Below are 25248 nucleotides of genomic sequence, written 5' to 3'. Positions count from 1 at the left end.
TTTTTTGTCTCTTAGTGGCCTTACAACGTTTTCCGGTAATAATATTTCTCAAAACCTTTGGGAAAATCATGCTCAGTTCCTATTTTTTCAAACCCAAGTTTCTCATAAAATTCAGGTGCCTGGAAACTAAAAGTATTCAACGCAATATAGCTGCATTTTCTGGCCTTTGCTTCTTCTGTCGCTGCATTCATCAGTTGTTTTCCCAATCCTTTGTTTTTATATTCTTCAGAAACCGCCAGCTTCTGAATTTCCAGAGTGCCCCAGATAGAACGTCCGTATAAACCTCCTATTATCCGGTCATTATCAAAAATGACAATTTCTAAAGGTTCGTTAATGCTGTCTATGTTCTTCGTATTGTGTAGATTATGCTGATAAAGAAGTTTTGATACGGTATCATAATATTCTTCTGTAATACGGTCTTTTTTTATTATTTCCATGGATAAATATAGCTGTAAAAGCTTCAGAGAAAGCTATATGGATTAAAATCTGGCTTAAATTACAAAAAAATGAATGACAGAACCCGGAAAAATTATGGGATGTTGTTTTTTTATACCATTGTGATGATCCTTATAAAGGAAGGCTGGAAGAGTATTTTTTATTTTCTGGTAAACTCCACGTTACAGTTTTCAGTAAGTATTGTAGTTGGTAATTGTGGTTATTTTTTTTTAATAACGATAAAATGATTAATTATTTCACTTACTAGTGTGAAAAAAGTGTTTTTTATAAATGTTTTATGTTGTGAGTATTGTTTTGAAAAAAAGGATGTTACCGATTTTTTTATATCCATAATAATGGAATTATTGTTAAAAAGTCGTAGAACTACTACAAATTTTCAGATTAAGGGCTTAAAATTTTTTGAATATAAATAAGCGTTTTATATTTGTTTTACCATCACTCAATAACAAAATATTATTAACGATTAAAATTTACGATTATGACAACAGCCAGAGAGGAATCTTAACATTCAGAAAAGGAGAAGAACAAAAGCGGTTAAAGCATTTTCTGATCCACAGCAGTTAACTAATTATACAGTTTCGAACGGTATCATGATGGCGAATATCACCGTTTTTACCGGAATACTATTCTTATCTGCTGACTATTACTCTTTTTTGACTTATTAATATCAATTTATTTCTGAAGCTTTAGGTTTCGGAGGTATTCTCTGATGCTAAAAAAGAGCAGAAATAACATATCAAATTATTATAAGAATTACGGTACCGGAAGGAAATTAACGAACTTGAACAATATGGACATTAATCATTTTAAAGAAACAATTAAACCTTTTTTCTGGGTAGAACATGATAACAGCTTTTCAGTTTGTCTGGAAGCAGGAAGTTATAAACAGGAAGTCTTTACCTCCAGGGCAGACGAAGGTTTTGAAGGAAACGGTTACGACTGGGGATCTTTAGCTCAGATTTTTCTTACTGAGAAAAGACCGGATCTAAGCAAAAGTATACGGTTTGATCCGGAAGGAGGAATGTTCTGTGCCTATTCTTCTGAAGGAGATAATTTGAAGGACTTTATTCTGGATTTTAAAAAAGCCTGCGAAGATGAAGCCTTAATAAGAGATCTATTTTCAAGAGCCGAATTGGATTGATGCTCACCATAAAGTGGAGGTTGTGGAAACATCAGCAATTACTCCATCAGTTTTTAATAGAAAAAGAGTTGAGGTGACAGGATTCGGCAAACAATATTTTAAAACAATCTAATAAAAAATAATATGAAGAAAATATTTTCAGAACTTAAAGGCTTTGTGATATACAGTCCGGAACTTTTAGCTCAATATCTGCAGGATCATAATCTGCCGGGAAACAATATCCTGAAATATTTCGTTGAAAATGAGCATGGAGATGAGATCACAAGATCCGGAATTGCCATTCCTGTGATAGGGGTGGAAGAGGATTATTATTCATTCTGCATTTCGGCTAATGAAGATCGGATCCTTGGGAACGAAGAAGTTTCTGCTCAGTCTGATGGCTGGATATTTCAGACTTCCAACAATGAACTGAGAGTGGTAGGAATTGGTTATTTAAAGGATATTTCAACCATTAACGATGAAAACAGCATAAGGCTCAATCTGGAAAACGGATGGTTCTCACTAAGAATACGTGCCGGCCATAAGAATGGGGAAAGGCTGTTTGAACTTAACACGAAAAAGCAGGGAGCCAAACCAGACTTTAACGGAGATCTTGCTACTACCTATTATTTTAATTAATGGACTGTATCAATATTTAAGCTATTGTCTGGTGTATAGAAAATATTCTGGAGCAGAATGATGAACTTTTCTTATGGGGAGAATCATTATGCTGCTCTGTTGATATCATTGCGGATAGCAAAATGATAGATACTGCTTTAATGTTTTAAGGAAATAAATAACCTTCCGGAAAGCCTATAAATGAAATGTCATGACAATAACAGAAATGTATTGTAAACATTTTTTCCAGATATAATTGGGTAGTTAAAATATAAGTTTTAAAGAGTTTAAATTACTGATAATTCAGACTATAAAACAGCCCGGATTATTTCTGTTTCTATACCAAATAAGGGATGTTTCTTCTGCGTAATCTCTTATAAGTTCTTCTATGGCAATGAATCGAAAAATGATGTTATCTTACTCATTATCAAAAAGTCGTAGTTCTACGACAATTTTTAAAATAACGGCTAATTCATTTTGATGTGAATATTTAAGGTGATATATTGCATAACCAAATCAATAAAAAAACTTAATGAAAAATAACAGCATTCACCTGAATAATAATTGCTGCTAAACAGCCTTGAGTATTGATCCTTTTGATACTCTTTCTGAAAATTATCCTCAAAGACAGTCCGGAAGTAAGTTTGCATTGAGGCCATTGTATCTTACCGACTGTCTATCTGAGCAGAATGGTCCAGCCTGTGAAGGTAATAATTTCTATATATCACAACCGATAAAATGATCACATCATGTTTAAAGAAGAAAATAACCTGTCCAAAAAAGGAACAGATTCAGTAAAAAAAGTAGATGTAGTAAATAATATCCAGGAGATAGCAACGAATATCCCGACTTCCAATAAGACTCTATCAAATATTAAAACTGCTGGCAGTGTTGCTCAGAGTTTTATGAACCAACCTCTGATACCTACTTCTCCAACCATAGTGCAGGATAAAGTTTGGTCAAAACAGCCCACTTCAAAGATCTTCAATGCAGAAGGTATTTCAGAAAGTGCCATTGCAGGAATTAACAGAGTGGTAAAACTTGAAATTTTTGTAGAAGGTAAAGAAATTAAATTTTTCAAGAATTTTAAACTTACCCAAAGCGCTGTCAAACACCACCAGTTTGACCTTGTTCTGGCTCATGATACTTTAGGAAGCGCTGAAAACCATAACCTTGAAGAGGCACAGAGTTTTCTGGGTAAAAGAGTAACTGTCGTTTTTAAATATAAGGATGTTGAAAATAGCCCCGAACGAAACTTTGTAGGTGTTATTACAGAAGTGGGTTTCGGGCAGGATAAAGGAAGTTTGGGTAATGTCATTTTAACCGGCTGCAGCCCAACGATTCTATTGGATTCTGCGCCCCATACACAGAGTTTTGGAGGAAAACAGGAAATCAGCCTGAACAGTATTGCTGACCAGGTAATGAAGGAAGGATTGGGAAGCAGTAAATTTGATGTCAGAGTAGATTCACAGTACGGAAACGTATCTTACAGCTCTCAGTATGATGAGACCCACTACAATTATCTGGCGAGAATTGCTGAAGCTTATGGAGAACAGTTTTTCTATGACGGTGAAGTTCTTCATTTCGGAAAGCTTCCTCCGCAACAGAAACCGGTAACTCTTACTTATGGCAGCAATGTGGCTGATGTAAAGATCAAAATGAAGGCACAGCACGTGAAGCCTTCTTTTTACGGATATAATAGCAGTAAAAATGAAAAACTAACAGGCGGTAATTCTAAGATCAACCATACTTCTGATATTGCGAAGAGGGCTTATGAAATTTCAGAAAAAACATTTATCACCCCATCATTGAGCGTTGCACCAATAAAAGCTGCAAAGATGACTGATGTTGATGCCTCTCAAAAAAGTGCAACCGGAAGCAATTCGGTAAATGTATTTACAACATCCGGAACCACTTCAGTCCCATTTTTGTATCCGGGATGTACGGCAGATATTGAAATGCGTAAGCCTGATAGCAATGAGACCTCATATTTTACAAAACTGATGATGACTGAAGTTACCCATGAAGTAGATGCAAGAGGATATTATACAGGTTCTTTCGAAGCCATTGCAGCAGATACAGGTTTTATGCCACGACCGGATTTTAACAGTCCCAAAGCTGAACCTCAGTTTGCAAAAGTAATTTCCAATACAGACCCCTTAAATCAAGGCCGTATACAGGTGCAGTTTGACTGGCAAAATGGCTCTAATACCACTGAATTTATCAGAGTAATGACACCTGATGCCGGAAGCAGTGAGAAAGTAAGTAAGAATCGGGGATTTATGGCCATTCCGGAAGTAGATGATCATATTATGGTCAACTTTGTACACCAGCACCCCGACCGACCGTTTGTAATGGGTGGAATGTTTCATGGCGGTGCCGGCGGTGGCGGAGGTCAGGGCAATAATGTCAAAAGTCTGAGCAGTAAAAGCGGCCATACCATCAGCCTTAACGATGCTGGCGGAATTACAATTACAGACAGAACCGGCGGAAATATTATCACAGTGGATGGTACCAATACCATTTCTGCGGTAGCCAGTAAAAAAGTGACACTGGATAACGGAAAGTCATCAATCACAATCGATGATGAGACCATTACGATTCAGGCTAAAAATATTCATATTACGGGTGAAACTATTGTTTCTATGGGAAGTGGTAAAGCTGGAATAGAATTAAGTTCAGAAGCCAATGTGGCAGCACTTTCCGGAGTAACTGTTACTACTTCCGGCAGTAAAGAAGTGCAAATTACCGGGAAAGATACCAGCATTAGTGGTACTAAGGTATCCATGGATGGATCAGGAGAAACAATCATAACGGGTGGTCTGGTTAAGTTAAATTCATAATAGTATGGAAACTTCATCAATTGCCCAGGAATATTATAAAATCCGGGATCTATGGCTTGCTGCTGAACAAAAAACAAACTGGAAACTGGCTGTTTGGGTAGCACAATATGCTGATGTAGAAATGATCGATAAATTCATGCAGATTGAACAATCTCCTGTTGGTGAATCAAACGATATTTTTTTCCGTTTTGAAACAGAATATAAGGGAGACAGACCATTATTTGAAGAACAGTTATGGAATGAATTTCTCTCATGGTTTACTCCACATTCTCAAAAAGATAAAGACATTCATCGGGCATTATGGGAAAACAACTTTATAACGGAACCTTTTGTTCCGGATGAGTTATTAGCCCCCAACGCTATAAATCTATTTGGTGAACTTGAACGGTTAAGGGCCAGTATAAAGGATCAAAATGAACAGTTCTGTTTCTGTCTTTATTTTCCATTGACAGTACAGACCAAAATGAATATAGCACAGTGGTTTCAGCAGGTTGTAGAACATCTTCCTGATAACCTGCGTTTAGTTTCTATGGATCTTGCGGAGGAAAGACGTATTCAGCTTCGGGGAAAGAAAGATAACGAGTCATTGTATCATTATTTGTATCCGAAGCTTAAAATGGCTGAAGCTATTAAAAATGAAATGTATAAAGCCAGTGATAATTACAATTCGGTAGATCCTGATGCAAGATTCAGGAAACAGGTCATTGTGGTTATGGATTCTACAACACAAAAAACTCAGAACAGGACCGATATTGAAGTAAAACGTCTGCTTGATATAACAAAAGAAATAGGAACTGTTTCGTCAAAAATTGCAGGATTATTAGTGGCTGCTCAGGCCTATTTTTCCTTACAGAAAGTTAAAAAAAGTGAAGAATATACAGATAAGGCACTTGAAGAATCATCAAAAGCAATGGAAAAAGATGATGCAACGGGTTATCCGGTATGGAAATCCTGTATGTTACTGAAAGCAGCTCTGCTATTTGGAAATAAAGATAAGAATGGTGCTCTGAAGATCTATGAAGAGTTGTCTGAAAAAGCATCCAAAAGACAGGATGTGTATTATGTGATGGAGGCTAACCGATTGATATCCCATATCTATTATGAGAAAAATGAACTGGCTAAAGCCTTTGAAAATATCCTTTTCTCTTTAGCCGCAGGAGCTTATCTTGAAATTGATGTGAGAAGACAATCTACGTTTTTACATGCAGCTTTTATGTGCCTTTACCTGGGTGAAAAAATTAAAACAGCTGCTGAAGTAAACGAAATAAAGCTGCAATTGGCAGATTGGTTGGAAGACGACTGGGAAATATTATTGGCACAGGCTGGGGTAGATTCAGCGTCATTAAAAACAAACCTATCAATTTTAGACAAACAATTATCAAAATTTAAATAATATCCCATGTCAGATATAATAGGAAAAGTAGCAACTGCTCCGGCTCCAAGAAAGGGCTTTGGGGAACTGTTTGGTGAAGCCAAAAATAAATTAGATCATTTACAGAAGGATATGGCCAGTATTCTTCCGGCCATGCCGGGAATGCCGGTAGGTAAATATTTCGACCTGGCTATTGGGATAGATTTCCATGAAACAATATTTCCACCATCACCTTTGTTGCCTGTACCGCACATCGGGATGGTTTTTGATATCATGAGTGCTATCATGAATGCCATTTCAAGTGTATTACCGGAACCACCTGCGCCTCCTGCAGACGGATCGGCACCACCAACCAGTTTTGCTTCTGTTTGTACAGCAATAGTCAATGGAATGAAACCCTCTGTTCAGGTTCATGGACAATGGGTAGCTAACGCAGGAACCGGAATTCAGCATTTACCGGGAATATTCCTGCATATTCCATTTCCTATTGTAAAACCGATTGCAAGCTCCGAAATGTTTTTAGGAAGCAGTACTGTATTAGCCGATGGCGGACCATGCAGTACCCAATTCCATCTTGCATTATCCTGTAATCTTATAGGAATTCCTGCTCCCTTCAGGATTACCAAACCAAAACCTAAAGTGGCACTGATGGCTCCTACTTCAATGCTTCTCATTATAACTTCTGCCGGGAAACCTGTATTGGCAGGCGGACCACCCACCATAGATCTTTTTCAGCTGGCGATGAGCCTTGGGCTAAAAGGAATGGGTAAACTATGGAAGAAAACAGGAGATAAATTCCAGGATGTTATTGATGGTATTAAACCAAAGAATCAGAAGCTGGCCAGTGTTTTACAGCCTGTAAAGTGCCGGTTGTTTGGTGAACCGGTGGATGCGGCTACAGGAAGAGTATATTCAACCAATACCGATATTAAATTATCAGGACCGATTCCTTTTGTCTGGCAACGTACTTATTACAGTGATGCAGAGGCTAATGGACCTTTAGGGTATAACTGGCATCACAGTTACAATATGGGGCTGTATGACCTTGGAAATGATTTTGCCTCTTTACGCCTGTCAGACGGGCGTGAAACTGTTGTCCCTTTATTGGATACCGGAGAAAAATACTTTAACAGAAAAGAGCAGCTTACTTTTACCAAAGACGAAAAAGGATATTTACTGATTGATTCCGATAAACTACATTACCGCTTTAATGGCGGGTTAAATAGAGAAGGCTATCGTATGCTTTCCTCAATAGCTACGGCAGATGGATTCATGCTGTCATTTGATTATCATTCTAATGGCTGCTTGCAGAAGATTACAGATAGCACAGGAAGAATTATTAGGGTCGAAAATGATCAGAATTATCGTATTACCCGTTTGTATACTGTTGCTGAGAACAGGGAAATTACCTACATTCAGTATCGATATGATGAACTGGGGAATATGATCCGAAATAAAGATGTGATCGGTGCTGAGAAACATTTTTATTATGATGGTCATTTGCTGGTACAACTTACTAACCAGACAGGACAGAACTTCTATTGGGAGTATGATGGAAAAGGCGATGATGCCAAATGTATTCACACCTGGGGTGACGGTGGAATTCTGGAGTATTTTACCGAATATGAACCGGGACGTACGGTTACAAAAAACAGTCTGGGATTCACAGCAGAATACTTTTATGATGAAAGTAAACTGATTTATAAGATCATCGATGAAAACGGAGGGGTTACCCACCAGAAATATAACAGGTTTGAGGAGCTCGAACTGATTGTAAATGCCGAAGGGCTTACACGGAAATACCTGTACACAGAAAATGGACTGTTGAAATCCATTGAAAATGAAAATAATGAGCAGACTGTTTTTCAATATGACGATTCCTTTGATCTGATCAAGGTCACAAGCCCCGGTGGGGCAGAATTGGAATGGACTTATGATGAATTGAGCAGGATTATTTCCAAAAAACTTCCTTCCGATGAAAAGCTCTACTACGAATATGAAGGAAGGCATCTCCGTAAAATTACCGATGACAAGAAACGGGCTGTCTACTTCTTCTATGACAAAGCCCATCATCTGGTTCAGATTACCTATCCGAATGATACTTACAGCAAATGGGAATATGATCAGCAGGGCAATGTGATCAGTGAAAAAGATCCACGTGGCAACATTACCTGGTATAAATATGATGATGCCGGAAACGTTATTTATTTAAAAGAACCGGACGGCAACGAACATTATTTTGAATATGATACTTCCTATAATATTGTGCACGCAAAAGATGATCTGCATGATGTACGGTTCAGATACGGAAGCTTAGGGATTCTGCTGAGCAAAACCCAAAATGAGCGTACTGTGAAATTTGGTTATGACACCGAATTACAACTGAAAAGCATCAGCAATGAAAGAGGAGAAGTCTACCGCTTTGCCTTGGATGGAGTAGGCGATGTGATCAGTGAATGGGGATTTGACGGATTACACAGACAGTATGAGCGTGATCCTATAGGCAGGGTGAAAAAAGTTATCCGCCCTGATAACCGTTGGACGGAATACGATTATAATGGTACAGGGAATGTCATTAAAGAACAGCATAGCGACCTGTCATTTGCAGGATATACTTATAACAAAGACGGTTTCTTAATAGGCGCTTTAAACCAGGACATCCATCTGAAGATTCAGAGAGGAAAGGATGGACGTATCCTTAAGGAGCAACAGGGGCAACACTGGGTAAGCAAAGAATTTGATAAAGAAGCGAATACTTTGTCAGTAATGAGCTCCCTAGGAGCTGATATTACCAGCCAGTATGACCATTTTGGGCAATTAACTGAAATGGAAACCGGAAACTGGAAAGCTCAATGGAAGTATGACGCCACAGGACTGGAAATACAAAGGGAACTGACCGGAGGAATCAGTCAGATTACAGAATATGACCAGCTGGGAAGAGTAGTCCGCAGAAGTATCAACAGCCATAATGTAGAACAAAACAGAACCCGTTATTTGTGGGGGACAGCCAACCGATTGCTGAAAACTCTCAATGAAGTGACGGGAGCAAGTGCAACCTTCAGTTATGATGCCTGGGATAATCTGGTAAGTGGTACCTACCATAACCGTAAAGAAACAGAAACCATTTACAAGGCTCCTGATGCTATTGGTAACCTGTTTGAAACTCCTGACCGTACAGACCGTACCTATGGGGCAGGAGGAAAGCTTCTGAAAGACCTGCGTTACAACTATTATTATGACGCCGAAGGAAACCTGATCTTTAAGGAATTCAGAAAAAGTACCCAACAGGCCGTTATATCAGCTTCTACCATAGAACATAAATACGGCATCAGCCTTATGGGAAGTGGTGTCGGCTGGCAATATGAATGGAAAGGCAACGGAATGCTGGCCAGGGTAGTATTACCAAAAGGCGGTGAAGTAAACTTCTCCTATGATCCTTTAGGAAGACGTATTGCCAAAGAATATAAAAATAAAGTAACCCGCTGGCTGTGGGATGGCAATGTACCTCTTCATGAATGGGAATATGAAGGCCGATTCCCGCCGGAACTGATTATTGATGAAGAAAATAATGTACAAGAGGTTGCAGAATCTGTAGAAAATGTAATAACTTGGCTCTATCAGGAGGGAAGCTTTGTTCCTTGTGGTAAATTTGTTGGTGAAGAGCAGTTCAGTATCATCAGTGATTATTTAGGTACCCCCACTCATGCTTACGATAACAATGGTTCGTTGGTTTGGGAAAGGGAATTGGATGTATATGGTTCTTTAAGAAAAGGAGATAATGAATTTGTACCTTTCTTATATCAAGGGCAGTATGTAGATGCAGAGACGGGGTTGGCTTATAATCGTTTTAGATATTATGATAATGAGTCGGGGAATTATATAAGCCAGGATCCAATAAGAATTAACAGTAGAAACTATAACTTCTATAATTTTGTTAAGGATGCTAATACTGTTGTGGATTTGTTCGGTTTTGACTGGGTGTATATTTTAGTAGATAAAGATGGAAAACATTATTATACAGGCCATGCTGCTGAAGGTGAATCAATGATGGATGTTGCAAGAAGGCATTCAAAGACGGTAGGTAGTGTTGATGGCGCTCGTTTTGGAGAAGGAGATACTTTGTTACAAAAAACCCGAACAGATTTGGGGATTGATCCTGTAAGAGGATTAGAACAAACGGGTATTAATGATACTGGTGGTAAAATCGGGCGAAGCACTGAATATAGAAGGGGGAATAATATTGATGGTATTTCAGACGCAAAAAGAAAACCAGGAAAGTCAGGTGCAGCACGAATGGATGCGGCGCAATTAGAATTAAATAATGCAAAAGTTAAAAAAGTGAGCGAACTACCAACTTTAGGAGAATTGTCTTATGATGATTTTAAATCTAAAGTACATCATTAAAATCTAAAAAATGAAAAACGAATTAGACAAAGAAGCCCTAAACATTTTATTAGAATATTCTTATAGTAAAGAAAAGGATAAAGAATATATCGACCGTACTAAATATGCAGAATCGAAAGGGTTTTGGTTGAAAGGTCCTAAAGATAATTCTATAGATCATGATACATTTTTAGAAACTATATTCAAAGATTATAAAAATATAAACAAAGTAAAATGTATTGATTTGTTTATAAGTAGTATATCTAAAAATAGGATGGATTACCGAGTAGGTTTGGGAGCTATGGCTATCATGAAAACTTTTCCTGATCATAGTTTATATAGTAAATCTGATGGTATTACAGTAAAGCAATATAAGAAAGAAAAAATGTCTGATTTGACAATTAACTGCTCTATATGTAATTCATCAATTATGCAACCAAGTTTGTTAAATGGTAATTTGAGTTATTTGTATCATTGGGGGGGAGGTCGAATCATGAATTTAACTGCACTTTATTTGTGTTTTTATGTTGCCAATAAATTAGAGGAAGATAAACCCACCAAAGAAGATTTCGAAATCTTTGCAAATATTCTCGATTTAATTCTTTCTTGTGAAGAAACAGATACCCCTAATATTTTAGATAAGAAGCTACGACAAAGCAAATTGTTAAAGAAAGAAAATGAAGAGCAGCGTCGTTCTTTTCTTGGTCTATTAGGGTATTGTGGAATACTTCATTCAGAAAATCATAAAGGCTCTTTCTATGAATACAATGATAGCCAACTTGGAGCACCACCTAGAAAGTCTCGTAATTCTGATTGGTCATATCCTATAGATTATTGGACGGGCAAAGATGGCATTGATAAGGATGCTTTCAGGTTTTGGTTTGGAGAATATAAAGAATTAGAACGGTTTTGGAAGTAAGATATTGTCAGAAAAATTTATTATTAAGTAGCTGTCTCAATAGGGGGCAGCTTTATATTTATATGCCTATACAGATTGAATCGTAATATGAAGCCTATCTGTAGAGAATGTAATAAATTGGCTTTACGAGGAGGGAAGCTTTGCTCCATGCGGGTTCAGTATCATCCTGATTATCTGGGGACACCGACCAATGCTTATAATCATATTAGATTTATTATAATGGAGAAAGGATACTATGGACGATTTAAAGAAAAATAGTCCTAAGAATGCAGATGGTAAATATCTTGATGCCAAAACTGGACTTCCTATTGAGCCAGGAAATGAGATTGTTGGTCATCAGAATCAATCTTGGCGTGAATATCAAGAAGATCCTGCCAATGCTTAAAAAACAAGAGCTCAAGTTATAGAAGATTACAGTAAACTAAGTAATTTAGGGTTTGAAGATAACACAAGCAGTTCAAGTGATGGCGGAAAATTTAGAGGACATGAACATTAAAAGATATAATAATGCAAAAAATTGAAGACCTTAAGAAAGTTATAGTTGATTTAAATTTTAGTGAATTACAAAAAGCTCTAAAGGATTATAATATTGAAGAGCATGATAAATTTGGTAATAATATTTTATATTATTATTTAAATTTTTTGAATAATAATGGGTTGACTAAAAATGATTTTAAAGAAGTTATAAATGAATTTTTAAAAAGAGGTTTGGATATTAATGAGAAACAAATTTCAGGTGCTTTTCAAAGAACTCCATTGCAACTATCTGTGGTTTTAAATCTTAGAGAAGTATTTGATTTTTTATTGGAAAAAGGTGCTGACGTTATTGCTACTGACGCTAATGGAAATTCTATTTTAAGTAATGCTGTTTTTTATTATAATAAGGATAATGAAAGCTATGGACACTATATTTCAGCACTTTTAAGAAATAATGCAGATCCTACGATTGAAAATGAACATGGGGTTTCTGCTTTATCATTATCACAATCTATTGCTAATTCAGATGTAGGCAAGTATTTTGGATAATTTAAGTGCTTATTATCAGTTATTTTACTTACAATTTTTTTAATATAAAGGTTATACCAGGAGGGAAGCTTTGTTCCTTGTGGTAAAATTGTTGGCGAAGAGCAGTTTAGTATTATCAGCGATTATTTAGGAACACCCACCCATGCTTATGATCATACTGGTTCTTTGGTTTGGGAAGGGGAATTGGATGCATATGGTTCTTTAAGAAAAGGAGATAATGAGTTTGTTCCTTTTTTATATCAAGAGCAGTATGTAGATGGAGAAACAGGATTGGCTTATAACCGTTTTAGATATTATGATCTCGAAAGTGCTGAGTATAATTATGTCCAAACTGTAAGTGTTATACAAATGGTTTTATGAAATGTGGAATTGTTGCCAATAAATAAAAAAACACAAAACTTTTTGTAGATTTAGGTATTATAAAAAAGTTTGCAAAATAACCCTGTAGGCTTTATTTTTTACTTCATAAAAAAGTAGAAACTAAACATGAAACTAAATATTCTTAACGCATTGAGTGTTTTTAAAAATCGCTTATTTTCCAGGCAGTTCCTGATGATTACTCTTGTAATATCCTTTTTCTTCATTTACAGTCCAGCATTAGCAATGCCATCGAATGTTACCGTTAAAAACGTAAAGTTTTTTAGTGAAGGAGATTCGCTTGCCGGAACCCTTTTTAAACCCGACAATATTTCTGCAGCTGTTGTTCTTGTTCATGGGTCCGGACAAGAAAAAAGGATGATAGAATTGGCAACACTTTTGGCTAAAAATGGGATTGCTGTTTTTACGTTTGATAAAAGGGGAGTAGGTGAATCAGGAGGCACTTATGCGGGACCGGAAGTAGGGACTAATAATGTAGATTCTCTAAATCTCAATCTTTTGTCATCAGATGTGAGTGCTGCGGTGAATGTATTGTCTAAACATTTGTTAAATGATAAGATATTGATGGGATTGATGGGAGGTAGTCAGGCTGGCTGGATCATTCCTTTAGCTGCCGGAAAAAATAAGAACATTAAATTTATGACCATATTTAGCGGAGCACTTATAACCGTCAAAAAACAGCTTCGTTTTCAGTTTTACACCAATGGAAATTCAAAATTTTGGGATACCCATTCAGAAGAAGATGCACGGAAGCATATCATGAATGACCCCGATAAATATGAGTTCATAGACACAGACCCCCGAGAATCCCTTTCTAAATTATCAATTCCGGGATTATGGATTTTTGGAGGAAAAGATATACAGGTCCCTGTGAACTTATCTATTGAATATCTGAATTCTTTAAAGTCTAGGAACAAAAATTATGAATATAAATTGTATCCGGAATTAGGACACAATACTGCATTCTCAGGCTCTGATGAACCTGTTAACTATGCTATTAAATGGATAAGAAATATAAGTTCATCTAACTAAATATGAAAGGGAAAAAACAATTGGAAACAGCCAAATCTATTGGATTAAAAATTACTGAATATCCATCTGTGCTCTCATATGAGGAAAGAATAGAACTTTATTGTACATATTCGGAATTAATAAGAAAAAGCGCTTATTCAGGAAATAAAGAGGCGCAATATTGTTATGCTCAATTGTTTGACACAATGTCATTTATGGCCTTCAATAATTCCCAATATAATCCTGAGAAATGTATTTATTGGTATTCAAAATCAGCAAAAGGAGGGTATGCAGAGGCTTACAATAACCTGGCTGATTTTTATGAAAGAGGAGAAGGAGTTCCACAAGATTTGAAGAAAAGCTATGAATTGTACAAAAAAGGAGCTGAGCTTGGTTCAATGACAGCAAAATCAAATTTGATGATCTTTAAAAGAGATATCAAAAAGGGGAAGTATAAATTCTAGCTTTTGGGATCAGAGCCTTTCTAAATTTATTATTTTGTCCAATACTTGCTTTTTTCTGTTTTCTAAAGTTCCGGTTACTTCTAAAATTTCAGTGCTGAAGTCTCCAATCCAATCCTCTAAAATATCATTTACCTTGTGTCTTAGATTAGGTAAGTCTGATTCTGGACATATTATTATATCTACTTTTTCTATGGGAACAAAAATTAAGAGGTCCAGTTGGGAAATTGCGGAGCGCATTTCTTCGTAAAGAGCTGATATATTTTTTGTTTTGCTTATCACATCAATGTAGGCCAATAGATCTAACGGACACCTGTCAAAAATTATATTGCCTTCACTGTGTTGTATTTGTTCTACAGAAAAGTTGAATTGTTCAATATAATCATCCAATGAAGGGATTTCTGAGAATAAATATCCTTGCTCCTCAAGTTGTAGATAAGGTTCATTCCTGAATTCATAGTTAGGCAAACTATCCACAATCTCTTCTGCTAAAGTCGTTTTTCCGACTCTATGTGAACCTGTAAAAGCTATTCGCATAATTTATTAGTTTCTTTATTCCGTTAATTACATTTTCATTATTAGTTTTCAGAGTATTATTTCTGTTAAACAGTTTCTTGTAGTTTGCTTAAGTTCTGGAAATTATAACCAGGTTTTAGGAACTTGGAAGGAGTGTAATGATTCTCTGTGGACGACTGTATGGTATTTATGAGAAAAGGGTCTGTTATCTCTATAGCAAGAAAGCGAGAGCTAACAAATCCCTTTAATTTTAGTTTAATTGCTGCTTTCTGTAGTTCCTTAAATATTTTAGAAATGCTTTTTGAAACACAGCTTTTTAATTTTTAAGGTTCTAGTGCGGGACCACCACATGATTTATATGGAACACATGTTAATTTATCATTTACAAAACATAGCCTAATACAATCTCCTCCTCCAACAATTGTTTTTAATTCTGCTTTTTCAAGTTTTTTCAAATTTTTCATATTAATAATATTTTTATGTTGTAAAGCAAATGTCAAAAATAATTATTGCATTATAGTTGGGATTAACAAAAATTAACTATAATGTGATGATAATTTTTCATTCCCGTTGATAGCGGGAATTAGAAGGGCGATATCTTGAAATCATAGTTCTTATAATATTTGTGGTAGGAAAACTATCAGATTATTTTGGTAAGTGTGCAATCAATTCAACTTCCAATTTTGCTTTCGGCATATATAATCGTTGTATTTGTACCCATGTGGCTGCGGGAAAGTCTCCTTTGTAAAACCCCTTTCTAACGTAGTTATATTTTTTCATGGTTTCAATATCTGTTGTATATAAATTTTCTTTTACAACATTTTCAAATGTAGCACCATAACTGGATAATGAAGCTTTTAAAGCGCTATAAACAGATGTAATACCTTCAGTGGTTATATCGTTTGTTACAGCACCAGAAATGTAAAGAATATTGTCAACTTTTAAAACCTGAGTATAACCTGCAATGGTATCTTGTTTTGACTCATTATTCCAATGCCATTTTTCTTTTTTAATTTTTGTTTCTTGTGAAAAAGTTTTACAACAAACTAAAAGAAAAGGGAGAAGTATGAAATATCGCATAATTGCTTAATTTAAACGTGTTGTGTAAAGATACTACAAGAAGCCAGGTTTGAGTATTTCATTTGCAAACAGGCATCCTGAATAATATAAAAATTTCAATCCTATGAATCTCTTCTCTTCACAAGCTGATTGACAAAACCTTAATCAGCTTGTTTTTTGCTTTAATCAGTTTGCAGACCATGTGGGGCAATTTATTGATTTCTTTCAAAATATTAAATAATCTCCTGGTTGGTACAAGAGATTCCTGATCATTATACTTAGAGAAATTTTCCTTAGAATCACTGCGATCATGGTATCAATGTTTTGTTCATGCACATTAATAATTGCTTTACAAGGAACGTCTAATGCTTCAGCAATTCTTTCAAGTAGGCATATATGATCTATTCCTTTCCTTTTTTCCACCAATGATATGCGTCGCTGAGGCAAGTGCTTGCTGCTCAATACCTAATATCTCCCTTATCAACTCTAAATTTTCTACCTACTTTGATTATAAAGTGGCGAAAATAGATCATAATCTGATATTTATTTGTTCAATGCTCTGTTAATCGCATCTATACGGGCTTTCCAGAAATCTTTAGACGCTTTTAAATCAGGTGCAATGCCGTCAAACACGTGTACCACTCCAGGATAAATATGCAACTCGGTTTGTACACCCGAAGCTGCCAATTTTTGTGCATATGCAATGCCTTCATCTCTCAAACAATCCATCGTACCTACGGCAATAAATGCGTCTGGCAAATTGGTTAAATCTTCTACCAACAATGGTACGGCATTTCTGTATTCACTTGCTGCAACACCAGTAAGATAGCATTGGAAACCATAATGATTCATAGCAGAGTCCCAAACTCCAATATCGGTAATTTCCTTGTTGCTATCCGATGTGTCGGTATGGTCAAGCATCGGATATGCCATTACTTGCAAAAGTATTTTAGGGCCGTTTTCGTTTCTTGCCTTGATAGCAACAGATGTCGTAAACAATCCACCTGCGCTACCTCCACTCACAATTACTTTTTCGGTGTCAATACCAAACTCAGTTGCATTATTCACTACGTGAACTAAACCTTCATAACAATCGTTCAATGGTTTTGGATAAGGATTTTCTGGTGCTAATCTGTAATTTACTGAAACAATAACTGCATTTAACTCCAAAGCCAATCGAAAAAGGACTGGATCTTCTTGCTCTGGAAGTCCGCTCATTGTTCCACCTCCGTGAATCCAATAGATTAGTGGTTTAATATCATTGGTAACTAAAGGCGTGAAAACTCTTAATTGCGTTTGTAAACCATCGCTATTGGTAAAAAACTTATTTTCAACCTTTAACTCATCGGTACTGTTGACTCCTATTTGTTTTGCCATTTGTTGTAGTGCTCCACGAAAAACTTCTTGCAAAGGTGTTCCTTCTGGAGGTACTGGTTGATTGGTGTATTCCTTTAAAATTGGAATCAGTTCATCAGCTAATTTTAATTGATACTTCATATATAATTCTTTTAGTTTAAAAATTATAGGCAATTACATTCAAGAATTTGATACAATTGCCCATTTATTTTGTTTTGTGTTGATTGATTTTAGTTATCGGGTAGTATAACCACCGTTTGTAAAAATGGTTTGTCCTGTAATCCGCCAACCGTCAGTTACCAAAAATTCCACCAACGGAGCGATGTCCTGAATATCCTTCGGTTATATCTACAAACGGTTTTTTTAATTGTTTTCTTTTCGGAATTGTCCGGGAGTTTGTCCAACAAACTTTTTAAAGAATTTAGAAAAATTGGATGGGTCGTAAGTGAGTGTTTTTGCGATTTCAGCTATAGATTTATCTGTTTGTAAGAGGTTTTTTTTTGCTTCATCGAGAATTTTGAGGTCGTAAAAATGACAAGGATGATTTCCGGTTTCTTTTTGGATAGTGTCTGTCAAATGTTTGTGTGATAGGAATAATTCACTTGCAATTTGATTGATTTCCATAAATTGGTCAACAGTTCCCGCAACCACATTTTCAATATGTCTATCCAAAAACTGAAAGTAGTTTTCGGTAATTTCTTTGCTTCTTTTTAATATTTCCTGTTCGGATTGCTTCATCTGACTTAAATTGAAAAATAAGTCAAAGGTGCAATTTTCTGAAATGTTTTTTATGGTGAACTTTTCGGTTTTTCTGAAGTTACTAGAAAAATTTATAAGAACAATGAAACATTTTTTTTATTTATCAGTTCAATATTATTCTTTTGCGGATCAAGGCATCTTATAGATGTTTTAATCTTTTTGTGCATAAGACTAAGCATACTCTTCCATGCTTCTCTTGGCTGAAAGAGAACTTATTATTGGCTTATACGTTTGTTCTAATTATGCTTCTTAAAAAAAGTTGTTAAGGAATTATATAATTGTTCAGGTTCTTCACTTGGTACATTGTGAGAAGCATTTTTGATATAGATTAATTCTTTGTCTTTTTTAGGAACAGCTTTTAATGCTTTATAAATCATTTTTCCAGATTCTACTCCAATTGCATAGTCGAATTCTCCTTGTATAATTAAGATAGGCGTTTTAATAACCGATATTTCATTTAAAATATTGAGATTATTGTAAGATTCTTGAGCGTGAAAAACTTCGTTAACATACTCAAATTTTTTCATTACTTTTTCTAAAAGTTCCGGTGTGTATTTATTTCTGGTATAGAAATCTGGATCTTTCAGCAAATTATCTATGACTGATTTTTTTTCAGGTTGGGCCCAATAGACATCAAATCCCAGATCTTTTGGGAATTCATATCTTATTGTATTCATATCAGCAAAAAAAGTTTTATTAAACCCACTATTTTCTATAGTGTCTAATTTTTTCAAAATATCATTATATCTGTTTATTTTAATGGGATCATCAGTTTTCTTCAAGAGCTTATTCGCCAATTGTTTTTCATGCTTGATTAAAGCAAAAGTATTATCTTGAATATTTGCTGTACCAGAATTACTGATAAATGAATTGATTTTTTCTTGATGTTTTAACAAATACAAAAAGCCGTATGTTCCTCCCCAGGAAGTACCTAAAAGATTTATTTTTTTGTCCGGATATTTATTTTTGATATAATTTATCACATCGTCCAAATCTTTCACAAATTGATCGGTTGTAAACATCGTTTTATCTATGAATTCATCAGATTTACCACTTCCTCTTTGATCAAAATAAACCATCAAATAATCTTTTTCAAAAACATTTCTAAAAAATTCATGGTCTACATTGAATGCTCCAGGGCCGCCGTGAAGTGTAATGATAATAGGTTTTTCAGGATTCCCAACAACTCTTGTGTAAAGATTGGTTTTTTCAATGGGTATAAAAAACTCGATGTCTGTTTGCTTATTTTCTGTCAGGTTTAGCTTTTGTGCATTACAAATATTTAATAATAAAAAAGAGAGTATAAGTGATAAAATAAAGAATTGTTTCATTGAGCTTAATTTTTTTATTGTGTTATATTCAAAAGTTAAAAGCTTACAATAAGCACATTGCAATATTGGAATCTTCACATTAATAATGCTTTTTAAAAATAGTGTGTAATATATTTATTTAATCTTACCGATTTTCTCTAAATATACTATTTTTTCTTTCACTGCTTCTAAATAAGCGCTCATAAAGTTTTTTATTTTCTTCATGTGCTTCAATTAACTTATCAAGTGGATTGAAAGTACAGAAGTTGTTATGGATTGGACTATCAGTAATAGTACTATTGATGATAGTCATTACTTTATCATCAAAATATTCTTTGATAGCTTCAACAGGTATTTCTAATATCTTAGCAATACTTTATAATTTAGAATCTTCAACAGATTCACTGTTTTCTATAATAGATACTTGTTGTTGACATATACCTGAGTCTAAAAGACAAGAACTACAGGAGCTCTCTTGGGCAAAAGAAATGTTTGAGCAGTTTGATGTAGTTGTAACGTTTTGTAAACACATCGTATTTCCTTTTGAAAGTGATTTTCACTTTACTTATCTATCTCTTTATCTGAATCCGCACTTTATTATCTATTCTCGCAAAGAAAGTAGTTGGGGAAGTTTATTACAGAACTTTTATACTTTTTCAATTAGAAGACAACTCTTTCAACTTGATAATTGGGTATTAGAGATAAAACAAAAGCACGAGGACTATAAAATCCGTTTTATTGACTCACTTAAAGTACGCTGTTTTCCAAAAGCGCTTTAATCTCTGATCCGTCTTATTTAGTATTACAGTCGTTTATTGGACAGTAATTCAGTAAAGAATCTACTGTATGCTATAAACGAAAAATCCTTCATCGAAAGATGAAGGATTTTTGCGGAGGGTGAGGGATTCGAAACTTATGCTTTAAAATGTTTTACAAAAATGCCACGAATTTGCCACAACTCTTTATATCTGAATAGCTACAAAATCTTAATGATCATACCTAAATATGCTTTAGTTTCGATATTCAAATATGGAGATCATAGAATTCTTATACTATAAGAAAGTGTAGATATAAAAACTAAACCTTTTTTAATTTTTATAAGGTTTCCAATTTTACTGAAGAGTACAATTTTACTGTTTTCGTTAATCATAATTAAAATGCATTTAAAGGTTGTCGCTTTTACTTTAAAATTGAGGGTTGTTTTGGTTGATTAACCTTATGTTTCATGAAAAAAACAGTGAATTTTAAAATATTATATTTTGTTTTATTTTAATTATTTTTAATTAAATAATTATCATATTTTTATTATGATTAAATTTTATGATTTATATTTGTTTTATGTATTGTTATTATATAATTGTTGTTGTTAGCTCTAAGTCACTGTTTTTTACGGAAAAAAATTCTGCATGATGCTATTCTGGCTGGACTTTCAATAATGAAATAATGATAATTGTTAATCCAAAAACTAATAAAAATGAAACACCAAATCATTCATGAAAATCTTAATAATGATTTTCTCAATCAACAAAATCATTTTAAAAATGTAATTTCACTTTTTAATGCCGTTAGTGAATCAGTTCCCGAAAAAACGGCTATAATGTTTGGAAGTGTAAGCATCACTTATAAGGAATTGGACAGACGTTCCGATATTGTAGCTTCCTGCCTGCTTACTTTACAACTGAAAGCAGGAACATCAGTAGCGGTATGTATGCCGCAGTCTATAGATCGGATTATAGCATTTCTGGCAGTCCTTAAAATCGGAGCAGCATATATTCCTCTTGATGGACAGCTTCCTGAAAGCAGAATGAAAATGATGCTGGAAGACGCCTGTACAGAACTTATCATTACCGGAAATACTTATATTGACAAGTTTTCAGGAATGGACCTTAAACTCCTAAATATGGATGGGATGGTTTATGAACCGCTGGTAAACCATATGGAGATTGTACACCCCGACCAGATAAACTCAATGCAGACTGCATATATTATCTATACTTCGGGGAGTACCGGAGTACCAAAAGGAGTGGAAATTCATCATGAAGCATTCTATACTTTTGTGAAGTCGTTTACAGAACTGTGGGGGTTTTCAGCTAAAGACAGAACACTTCAGTTCAGTTCAACAGGATTTGATGTTTCCATCATAGATCTTTGGATTCCTTTGTTCACAGGAGCTACATTGTTTTTGTATCCCGACAATAAAATAATAGGAAAGCCATTACTTGATTTTATTGTTGACCATAATATTGATGTTGTTCCTTATCTTCCACCGGCTGTATTGAGTACTCTTCCGGCAGACCTTCCCATTGGCTGTCTTCATACATTATCAATCGCCGGAGAAGTTCCTTCGGAACAGACGATAAAAAACTGGTGTAATCGTGTACGGCTTATCAATGTATATGGGCCTACAGAAACCACTGTAAGTGTAGTGAGTCATCAGTTTAAACAGGATGATACCAATCCCCATATTATTGGTAAACCTCTGGACAGTGCAGATATCCATATTCTTAATAATGATCTTGAACAGGAAAAAAATGGGGTCACAGGTGAAATTTATATCGGGGGTAAGCAGGTGGCGAAAGGTTATATTAATAAGCCTGATGAGACAGCAGAAGTCTTTATTGAAGCACCACAATGGATTAAACAAAGATATGGGGTAGATTATCGCCTCTATAAATCCGGAGACCGTGGATTTTGGAGAGAAGACGGTAATATAGAGTTTGTGGGAAGGTTTGATGATCAGGTTAAGTTAAGAGGATTTAGAATTGAATTAAAAGAAATTGAACATCATATAGGGCAGCTTGCACAAGTGGCCAATGTAGCTGTAAAAGTTCATCGTCCACAGACAGGATTGCCGATACTTGTTGCATTTTTAGAATTGTATGACAATGATAAAGAACGTATTTCTCTTGAAGATATCCGGACCCGGTTAAAACAAAGCTTGCCAACCTATATGCTTCCTGAAAAAATTATTCTGTATGATAAACTTCCTTTGACTTTAACAGGAAAGATAGATAAAAGTAAATTACATATTCCTTTACAGCAAAATGTAAGAAAGGTGAAGGAAAAGGTTGATATAACAGATCTTAAACAAGAGATAACTGAAATCTGGATGGATTTGCTGAATTTGGAAGATATCAATGACGGCGATAACTTTTTTGATCTTGGTGGCCACTCCCTGATGCTGGCTCAACTACATGAACGTCTTCCTCTTAATGTCCAGAAAAAGTTATCACTTCCTGAATTGTATCGTTATCCAACCATTAGTCTTTTTGTAAAGGAGGCGGAGAATAGATTGTTACAGAATGAAGTCAGCCAGCAACAGAAAGCACGTTTTGTAGAAGAGCAGCTGCTAAAAGATGCCGAGCTGCCTTTTGATTTTGAGATCACTGTTCAGCCAGATCCGCAGATTTTAGTTAATCCTTCCCAGATTTTTCTTACGGGAGTAACAGGTTTTGTAGGCTCGCATTTACTGGAAGAGCTTATTCCTAAAAATCCATCAGCAACGATCTACTGCCTTGTGCGGGCTGAAAATGAAGCTCTTGCTTTAGAACGTATTAAAAGTACATTTTTAAAATTCAAACTGGTTTGGAAGCCAGAATATGAAGCCAGAATAAGAATTATTCTGGGTGATCTTACTCATCCAAAATTAGGAGTTGATGAAAAATTATATGAAAAGCTGTTGAGTGATATTGAGGTTATTTATCATATGGCAAGTGATGTAAGTTACGTAAAGCCATATGAATATATTAAAAAACCAAATGTTGATGGCATGGCTAACATACTGCATCTTGCAGTCAATGATAAAACTAAATTCCTGATCATTTCTTCTTCAATGGGAGTATATAGCTGGGGAAGAAGCTTTACTGGGAAAACCTGGATGACGGAAGACGACCCTATCGAACAGAACCTGCCTGCAGTATGCCGTGATATGGGTTATATCCGAAGTAAATGGGTGATGGAAAGTATGGCTTCCAAAGCGCGTGAAAAAGGGCTTCCTTTGATCAATTTCAGGTTAGGTTTTGTTGTGTGCCATGGAAAGACAGGGGCAACTCCTTTAAATCAATGGTGGAGTTCTCTTATGCGTTCATGTATCGAGTTGAAGGCATTTCCTTTGGTTATGGGGCTTAAGGATGAAGTCGTGACAGTTGATTATGTGTGTAAAGCGATGGTACACATCAGCCGGAAACCTGATGCAGTAGGATTAAACTTTAATTTGAATCCTTTGCCTGAGCATGATCTATCGCTTACTGATTTCTGTGTTCGTATAAGTGATTATTGTGGGTTGGAAATGACAGGGCTTGATTTCAGAAATTGGTTTGAACAATGGAGAAGAAACCAGGAATTACCTATTTATTCGCTGCTCTATCTGTTTACTGATGATGTACATGAGGGCAAATCCCTTGTTGAAGCCTATGAAAATACTTATTATTTTAAAAGCAGTAATACAGAACGTTTTTTAAAAGATACAGAAATCAGACCTGCTGTTTTTAACAAAAATGTAATAGAAGCTTATTTAAGATTTATGAAGATGATCTAGATCTAAAAAAGTTTGTTAGTTAATTAACAGTATACTTCTCGAATAGCTTACTCTTCTAACAAAAGAATGATTTTATGATAAACTGTGAATAGGTCTGTACACGGTAATAAGTAAGCAGATTAAATAATTAAACAACTTTAATCATTCTACATTTGTTCCCTTTATAGAATGATTAATAATTTGTTATCCAGTTCTCAGATAAGATTCTAAAACTCGAATTGATGAAATAAACGCAGCTCAATGTTGCGTTTATTTATTGTTGTAATTTCAGCATTCCATTGAAAGAATAAAAGTAAACTGTTTACGGTATCGAAGCTAATAACTTAAAGTATGCTTGTTTTTATCATTGAATGGATCTTCAAGTAGTCAAATAGAATCCAATGAAAAACATCGTATATTGCTTATCACTTGAATGATCAAGAATGTTTGATTATTTAGTTTAAAGTATTGTAGTTTCAAGATAAGAAAGTATTAATTCATGAATTATTATAAATAATAGGAAAAAAATCATCTGATAAAGATGTTTATTTTTATAAATTTGGAACTTAGATTTTTATGAAAAGGATACAGATATTAAAAGCCGGGCTGAAATTGTTTGTCATTCATGGTTTGCATGCAGTTACGATTGCTCAGGTGGCAGCTGAAGCTAAAGTTGGTATAGGAACTGTTTACAGGTACTTTAAGAGTAAAGAAGATATAGTGCAACAAATTTGGATTTTACAAAAATCTGAAGAGTCTTTATATATCTTTAAAAACTACAAAGCGGTAGGTAGTATTCGTACGCAATTTAATTTTTTATGGGAAAGAGTGATTAGTTACTTTTTGGAGCATCCTCTTGAATTTCAATTTTCTTATCAATTTGCTGCATCTCCTGTATTAACTAAGGACATTCATGAAGTAGCAATGAAAGATTTTCTAAAATTTGATGAGCTGTTTGAAGCAGGTATAAAAGAACATTTATTTAAACCTTTAACATCTAGGCATCTCAGGCTTTTTACTTTCAGTACCATCAATGGATGGATCTTATGGGCTATTGATGAAAAAATGACAATTGACCGTGAAGTAATTGATATGTTTATAGAGATGTCTTGGGACGCCATCAGTATTTAATATTTTTTTAACAC

20 protein-coding genes and 1 pseudogene are annotated in these 25248 nt (G+C 35.0%); 13 read left to right on the top strand and 8 right to left on the bottom strand.

The genetic code is table 11. From position 1 onward, the window contains the following. Positions 1 to 20: 20 nt before the first annotated feature. Positions 21 to 437, bottom strand: a complete 417-nt coding sequence (locus M2372_RS17545) for a GNAT family N-acetyltransferase (RefSeq protein ID WP_123319496.1) — start codon at positions 435 to 437, stop codon at positions 21 to 23. A gap of 809 nt (positions 438 to 1246) precedes the next feature. On the opposite strand from M2372_RS17545, the gene M2372_RS17540 reads away from it, so the two are divergent. The 11 genes from M2372_RS17540 (at position 1247) to M2372_RS17490 (ending at position 14590) form a co-directional block, all read left to right on the top strand. Then, on the top strand, positions 1247 to 1597 hold the full coding sequence (locus M2372_RS17540) for an immunity 51 family protein (protein ID WP_123320102.1): 351 nt from the start codon (positions 1247 to 1249) through the stop codon (positions 1595 to 1597). Between the two features lie 123 nt (positions 1598 to 1720). Then, complete coding sequence (locus M2372_RS17535) at positions 1721 to 2215, top strand: hypothetical protein (protein ID WP_123319495.1); 495 nt, start codon at positions 1721 to 1723, stop codon at positions 2213 to 2215. Between the two features lie 728 nt (positions 2216 to 2943). After that, the gene (locus M2372_RS17530; RefSeq protein WP_123319494.1) at positions 2944 to 5037 is read left to right on the top strand and encodes a type VI secretion system Vgr family protein; all 2094 of its coding nucleotides are present in this window, start codon (positions 2944 to 2946) and stop codon (positions 5035 to 5037) included. 4 nt (positions 5038 to 5041) lie between these two features. Further along, entirely contained in the window at positions 5042 to 6430 is a 1389-nt protein-coding gene (locus M2372_RS17525) for a hypothetical protein (protein WP_123319493.1), read from the top strand. 6 nt (positions 6431 to 6436) lie between these two features. Further along, the gene (locus M2372_RS17520) at positions 6437 to 10813 is read left to right on the top strand and encodes a DUF6531 domain-containing protein (protein ID WP_123319492.1); all 4377 of its coding nucleotides are present in this window, start codon (positions 6437 to 6439) and stop codon (positions 10811 to 10813) included. A gap of 10 nt (positions 10814 to 10823) precedes the next feature. After that, positions 10824 to 11711 carry a hypothetical protein gene (locus M2372_RS17515; protein WP_123319491.1) on the top strand — a complete coding sequence of 296 codons (888 nt, stop codon included), beginning with the start codon at positions 10824 to 10826 and terminating at the stop codon, positions 11709 to 11711. A 235-nt stretch (positions 11712 to 11946) separates the two neighbouring features. Beyond that, positions 11947 to 12096 carry a hypothetical protein gene (locus M2372_RS17510; protein ID WP_185018806.1) on the top strand — a complete coding sequence of 50 codons (150 nt, stop codon included), beginning with the start codon at positions 11947 to 11949 and terminating at the stop codon, positions 12094 to 12096. A gap of 122 nt (positions 12097 to 12218) precedes the next feature. Then, a complete protein-coding gene (locus tag M2372_RS17505; protein WP_123319490.1) occupies positions 12219 to 12737 on the top strand; it encodes an ankyrin repeat domain-containing protein in 519 nt (172 codons plus the stop codon). Positions 12738 to 12824: 87 nt separating this feature from the next. Then, the gene (locus M2372_RS17500) at positions 12825 to 13097 is read left to right on the top strand and encodes an RHS domain-containing protein (RefSeq protein WP_123319489.1); all 273 of its coding nucleotides are present in this window, start codon (positions 12825 to 12827) and stop codon (positions 13095 to 13097) included. Between the two features lie 126 nt (positions 13098 to 13223). Further along, positions 13224 to 14147 carry a S9 family peptidase gene (locus tag M2372_RS17495; protein WP_123319488.1) on the top strand — a complete coding sequence of 308 codons (924 nt, stop codon included), beginning with the start codon at positions 13224 to 13226 and terminating at the stop codon, positions 14145 to 14147. A 2-nt stretch (positions 14148 to 14149) separates the two neighbouring features. Then, complete coding sequence (locus tag M2372_RS17490) at positions 14150 to 14590, top strand: tetratricopeptide repeat protein (RefSeq protein WP_123319487.1); 441 nt, start codon at positions 14150 to 14152, stop codon at positions 14588 to 14590. A gap of 9 nt (positions 14591 to 14599) precedes the next feature. On the opposite strand, the gene M2372_RS17485 is transcribed toward M2372_RS17490, so the two are convergent. The 7 genes and pseudogenes from M2372_RS17485 to M2372_RS17455 form a co-directional block, all read right to left on the bottom strand. Further along, positions 14600 to 15124: an AAA family ATPase gene (locus M2372_RS17485; protein WP_123319486.1), complete on the bottom strand. Its 525-nt coding sequence runs from the start codon at positions 15122 to 15124 to the stop codon at positions 14600 to 14602. 302 nt (positions 15125 to 15426) lie between these two features. Next, positions 15427 to 15567 carry a bacteriocin-like protein gene (locus M2372_RS17480; protein ID WP_185018804.1) on the bottom strand — a complete coding sequence of 47 codons (141 nt, stop codon included), beginning with the start codon at positions 15565 to 15567 and terminating at the stop codon, positions 15427 to 15429. A 181-nt stretch (positions 15568 to 15748) separates the two neighbouring features. Continuing rightward, positions 15749 to 16183: a RidA family protein gene (locus M2372_RS17475; protein ID WP_123319485.1), complete on the bottom strand. Its 435-nt coding sequence runs from the start codon at positions 16181 to 16183 to the stop codon at positions 15749 to 15751. Between the two features lie 522 nt (positions 16184 to 16705). Then, positions 16706 to 17659: an alpha/beta hydrolase gene (locus M2372_RS17470; protein ID WP_123319484.1), complete on the bottom strand. Its 954-nt coding sequence runs from the start codon at positions 17657 to 17659 to the stop codon at positions 16706 to 16708. A gap of 93 nt (positions 17660 to 17752) precedes the next feature. Next, positions 17753 to 17854: pseudogene (locus M2372_RS17465) on the bottom strand (short-chain dehydrogenase); the annotation flags it as partial. 27 nt (positions 17855 to 17881) lie between these two features. Beyond that, on the bottom strand, positions 17882 to 18256 hold the full coding sequence (locus tag M2372_RS17460) for an AraC family transcriptional regulator (protein ID WP_123319483.1): 375 nt from the start codon (positions 18254 to 18256) through the stop codon (positions 17882 to 17884). Between the two features lie 257 nt (positions 18257 to 18513). Continuing rightward, positions 18514 to 19608 (bottom strand): alpha/beta hydrolase, encoded by a 1095-nt coding sequence (locus tag M2372_RS17455; protein ID WP_123319482.1) that lies wholly within the window; start codon positions 19606 to 19608, stop codon positions 18514 to 18516. Positions 19609 to 21061: 1453 nt separating this feature from the next. On the opposite strand from M2372_RS17455, the gene M2372_RS17450 reads away from it, so the two are divergent. Beyond that, positions 21062 to 24124 (top strand): amino acid adenylation domain-containing protein, encoded by a 3063-nt coding sequence (locus M2372_RS17450; RefSeq protein WP_123319481.1) that lies wholly within the window; start codon positions 21062 to 21064, stop codon positions 24122 to 24124. A 555-nt stretch (positions 24125 to 24679) separates the two neighbouring features. Further along, entirely contained in the window at positions 24680 to 25234 is a 555-nt protein-coding gene (locus M2372_RS17445; RefSeq protein ID WP_115973231.1) for a TetR/AcrR family transcriptional regulator, read from the top strand. Positions 25235 to 25248 lie beyond the last annotated feature (14 nt).

The sequence above is a fragment of the Chryseobacterium sp. BIGb0232 genome, from assembly GCF_024810195.1.
Taxonomy (GTDB): Bacteria; Bacteroidota; Bacteroidia; order Flavobacteriales; family Weeksellaceae; genus Chryseobacterium; species Chryseobacterium pennae.
Note: the sequence above shows the minus strand (reverse complement) of the source record. Positions and strands in the feature narration are given on the sequence as shown.

Bases quoted from the DNA above. Each gene is read 5' to 3' on its own strand.
- M2372_RS17545 (WP_123319496.1), bottom strand. From the start codon at position 437: ATGGAAATAATAAAAAAAGACCGTATTACAGAAGAATATTATGATACC.
- M2372_RS17540 (WP_123320102.1), top strand. From the start codon at position 1,247: ATGGACATTAATCATTTTAAAGAAACAATTAAACCTTTTTTCTGGGTA.
- M2372_RS17535 (WP_123319495.1), top strand. From the start codon at position 1,721: ATGAAGAAAATATTTTCAGAACTTAAAGGCTTTGTGATATACAGTCCG.
- M2372_RS17530 (WP_123319494.1), top strand. From the start codon at position 2,944: ATGTTTAAAGAAGAAAATAACCTGTCCAAAAAAGGAACAGATTCAGTA.
- M2372_RS17525 (WP_123319493.1), top strand. From the start codon at position 5,042: ATGGAAACTTCATCAATTGCCCAGGAATATTATAAAATCCGGGATCTA.
- M2372_RS17520 (WP_123319492.1), top strand. From the start codon at position 6,437: ATGTCAGATATAATAGGAAAAGTAGCAACTGCTCCGGCTCCAAGAAAG.
- M2372_RS17515 (WP_123319491.1), top strand. From the start codon at position 10,824: ATGAAAAACGAATTAGACAAAGAAGCCCTAAACATTTTATTAGAATAT.
- M2372_RS17510 (WP_185018806.1), top strand. From the start codon at position 11,947: ATGGACGATTTAAAGAAAAATAGTCCTAAGAATGCAGATGGTAAATAT.
- M2372_RS17505 (WP_123319490.1), top strand. From the start codon at position 12,219: ATGCAAAAAATTGAAGACCTTAAGAAAGTTATAGTTGATTTAAATTTT.
- M2372_RS17495 (WP_123319488.1), top strand. From the start codon at position 13,224: ATGAAACTAAATATTCTTAACGCATTGAGTGTTTTTAAAAATCGCTTA.
- M2372_RS17490 (WP_123319487.1), top strand. From the start codon at position 14,150: ATGAAAGGGAAAAAACAATTGGAAACAGCCAAATCTATTGGATTAAAA.
- M2372_RS17485 (WP_123319486.1), bottom strand. From the start codon at position 15,124: ATGCGAATAGCTTTTACAGGTTCACATAGAGTCGGAAAAACGACTTTA.
- M2372_RS17480 (WP_185018804.1), bottom strand. From the start codon at position 15,567: ATGAAAAATTTGAAAAAACTTGAAAAAGCAGAATTAAAAACAATTGTT.
- M2372_RS17475 (WP_123319485.1), bottom strand. From the start codon at position 16,183: ATGCGATATTTCATACTTCTCCCTTTTCTTTTAGTTTGTTGTAAAACT.
- M2372_RS17470 (WP_123319484.1), bottom strand. From the start codon at position 17,659: ATGAAGTATCAATTAAAATTAGCTGATGAACTGATTCCAATTTTAAAG.
- M2372_RS17460 (WP_123319483.1), bottom strand. From the start codon at position 18,256: ATGAAGCAATCCGAACAGGAAATATTAAAAAGAAGCAAAGAAATTACC.
- M2372_RS17455 (WP_123319482.1), bottom strand. From the start codon at position 19,608: ATGAAACAATTCTTTATTTTATCACTTATACTCTCTTTTTTATTATTA.
- M2372_RS17450 (WP_123319481.1), top strand. From the start codon at position 21,062: ATGAAACACCAAATCATTCATGAAAATCTTAATAATGATTTTCTCAAT.
- M2372_RS17445 (WP_115973231.1), top strand. From the start codon at position 24,680: ATGAAAAGGATACAGATATTAAAAGCCGGGCTGAAATTGTTTGTCATT.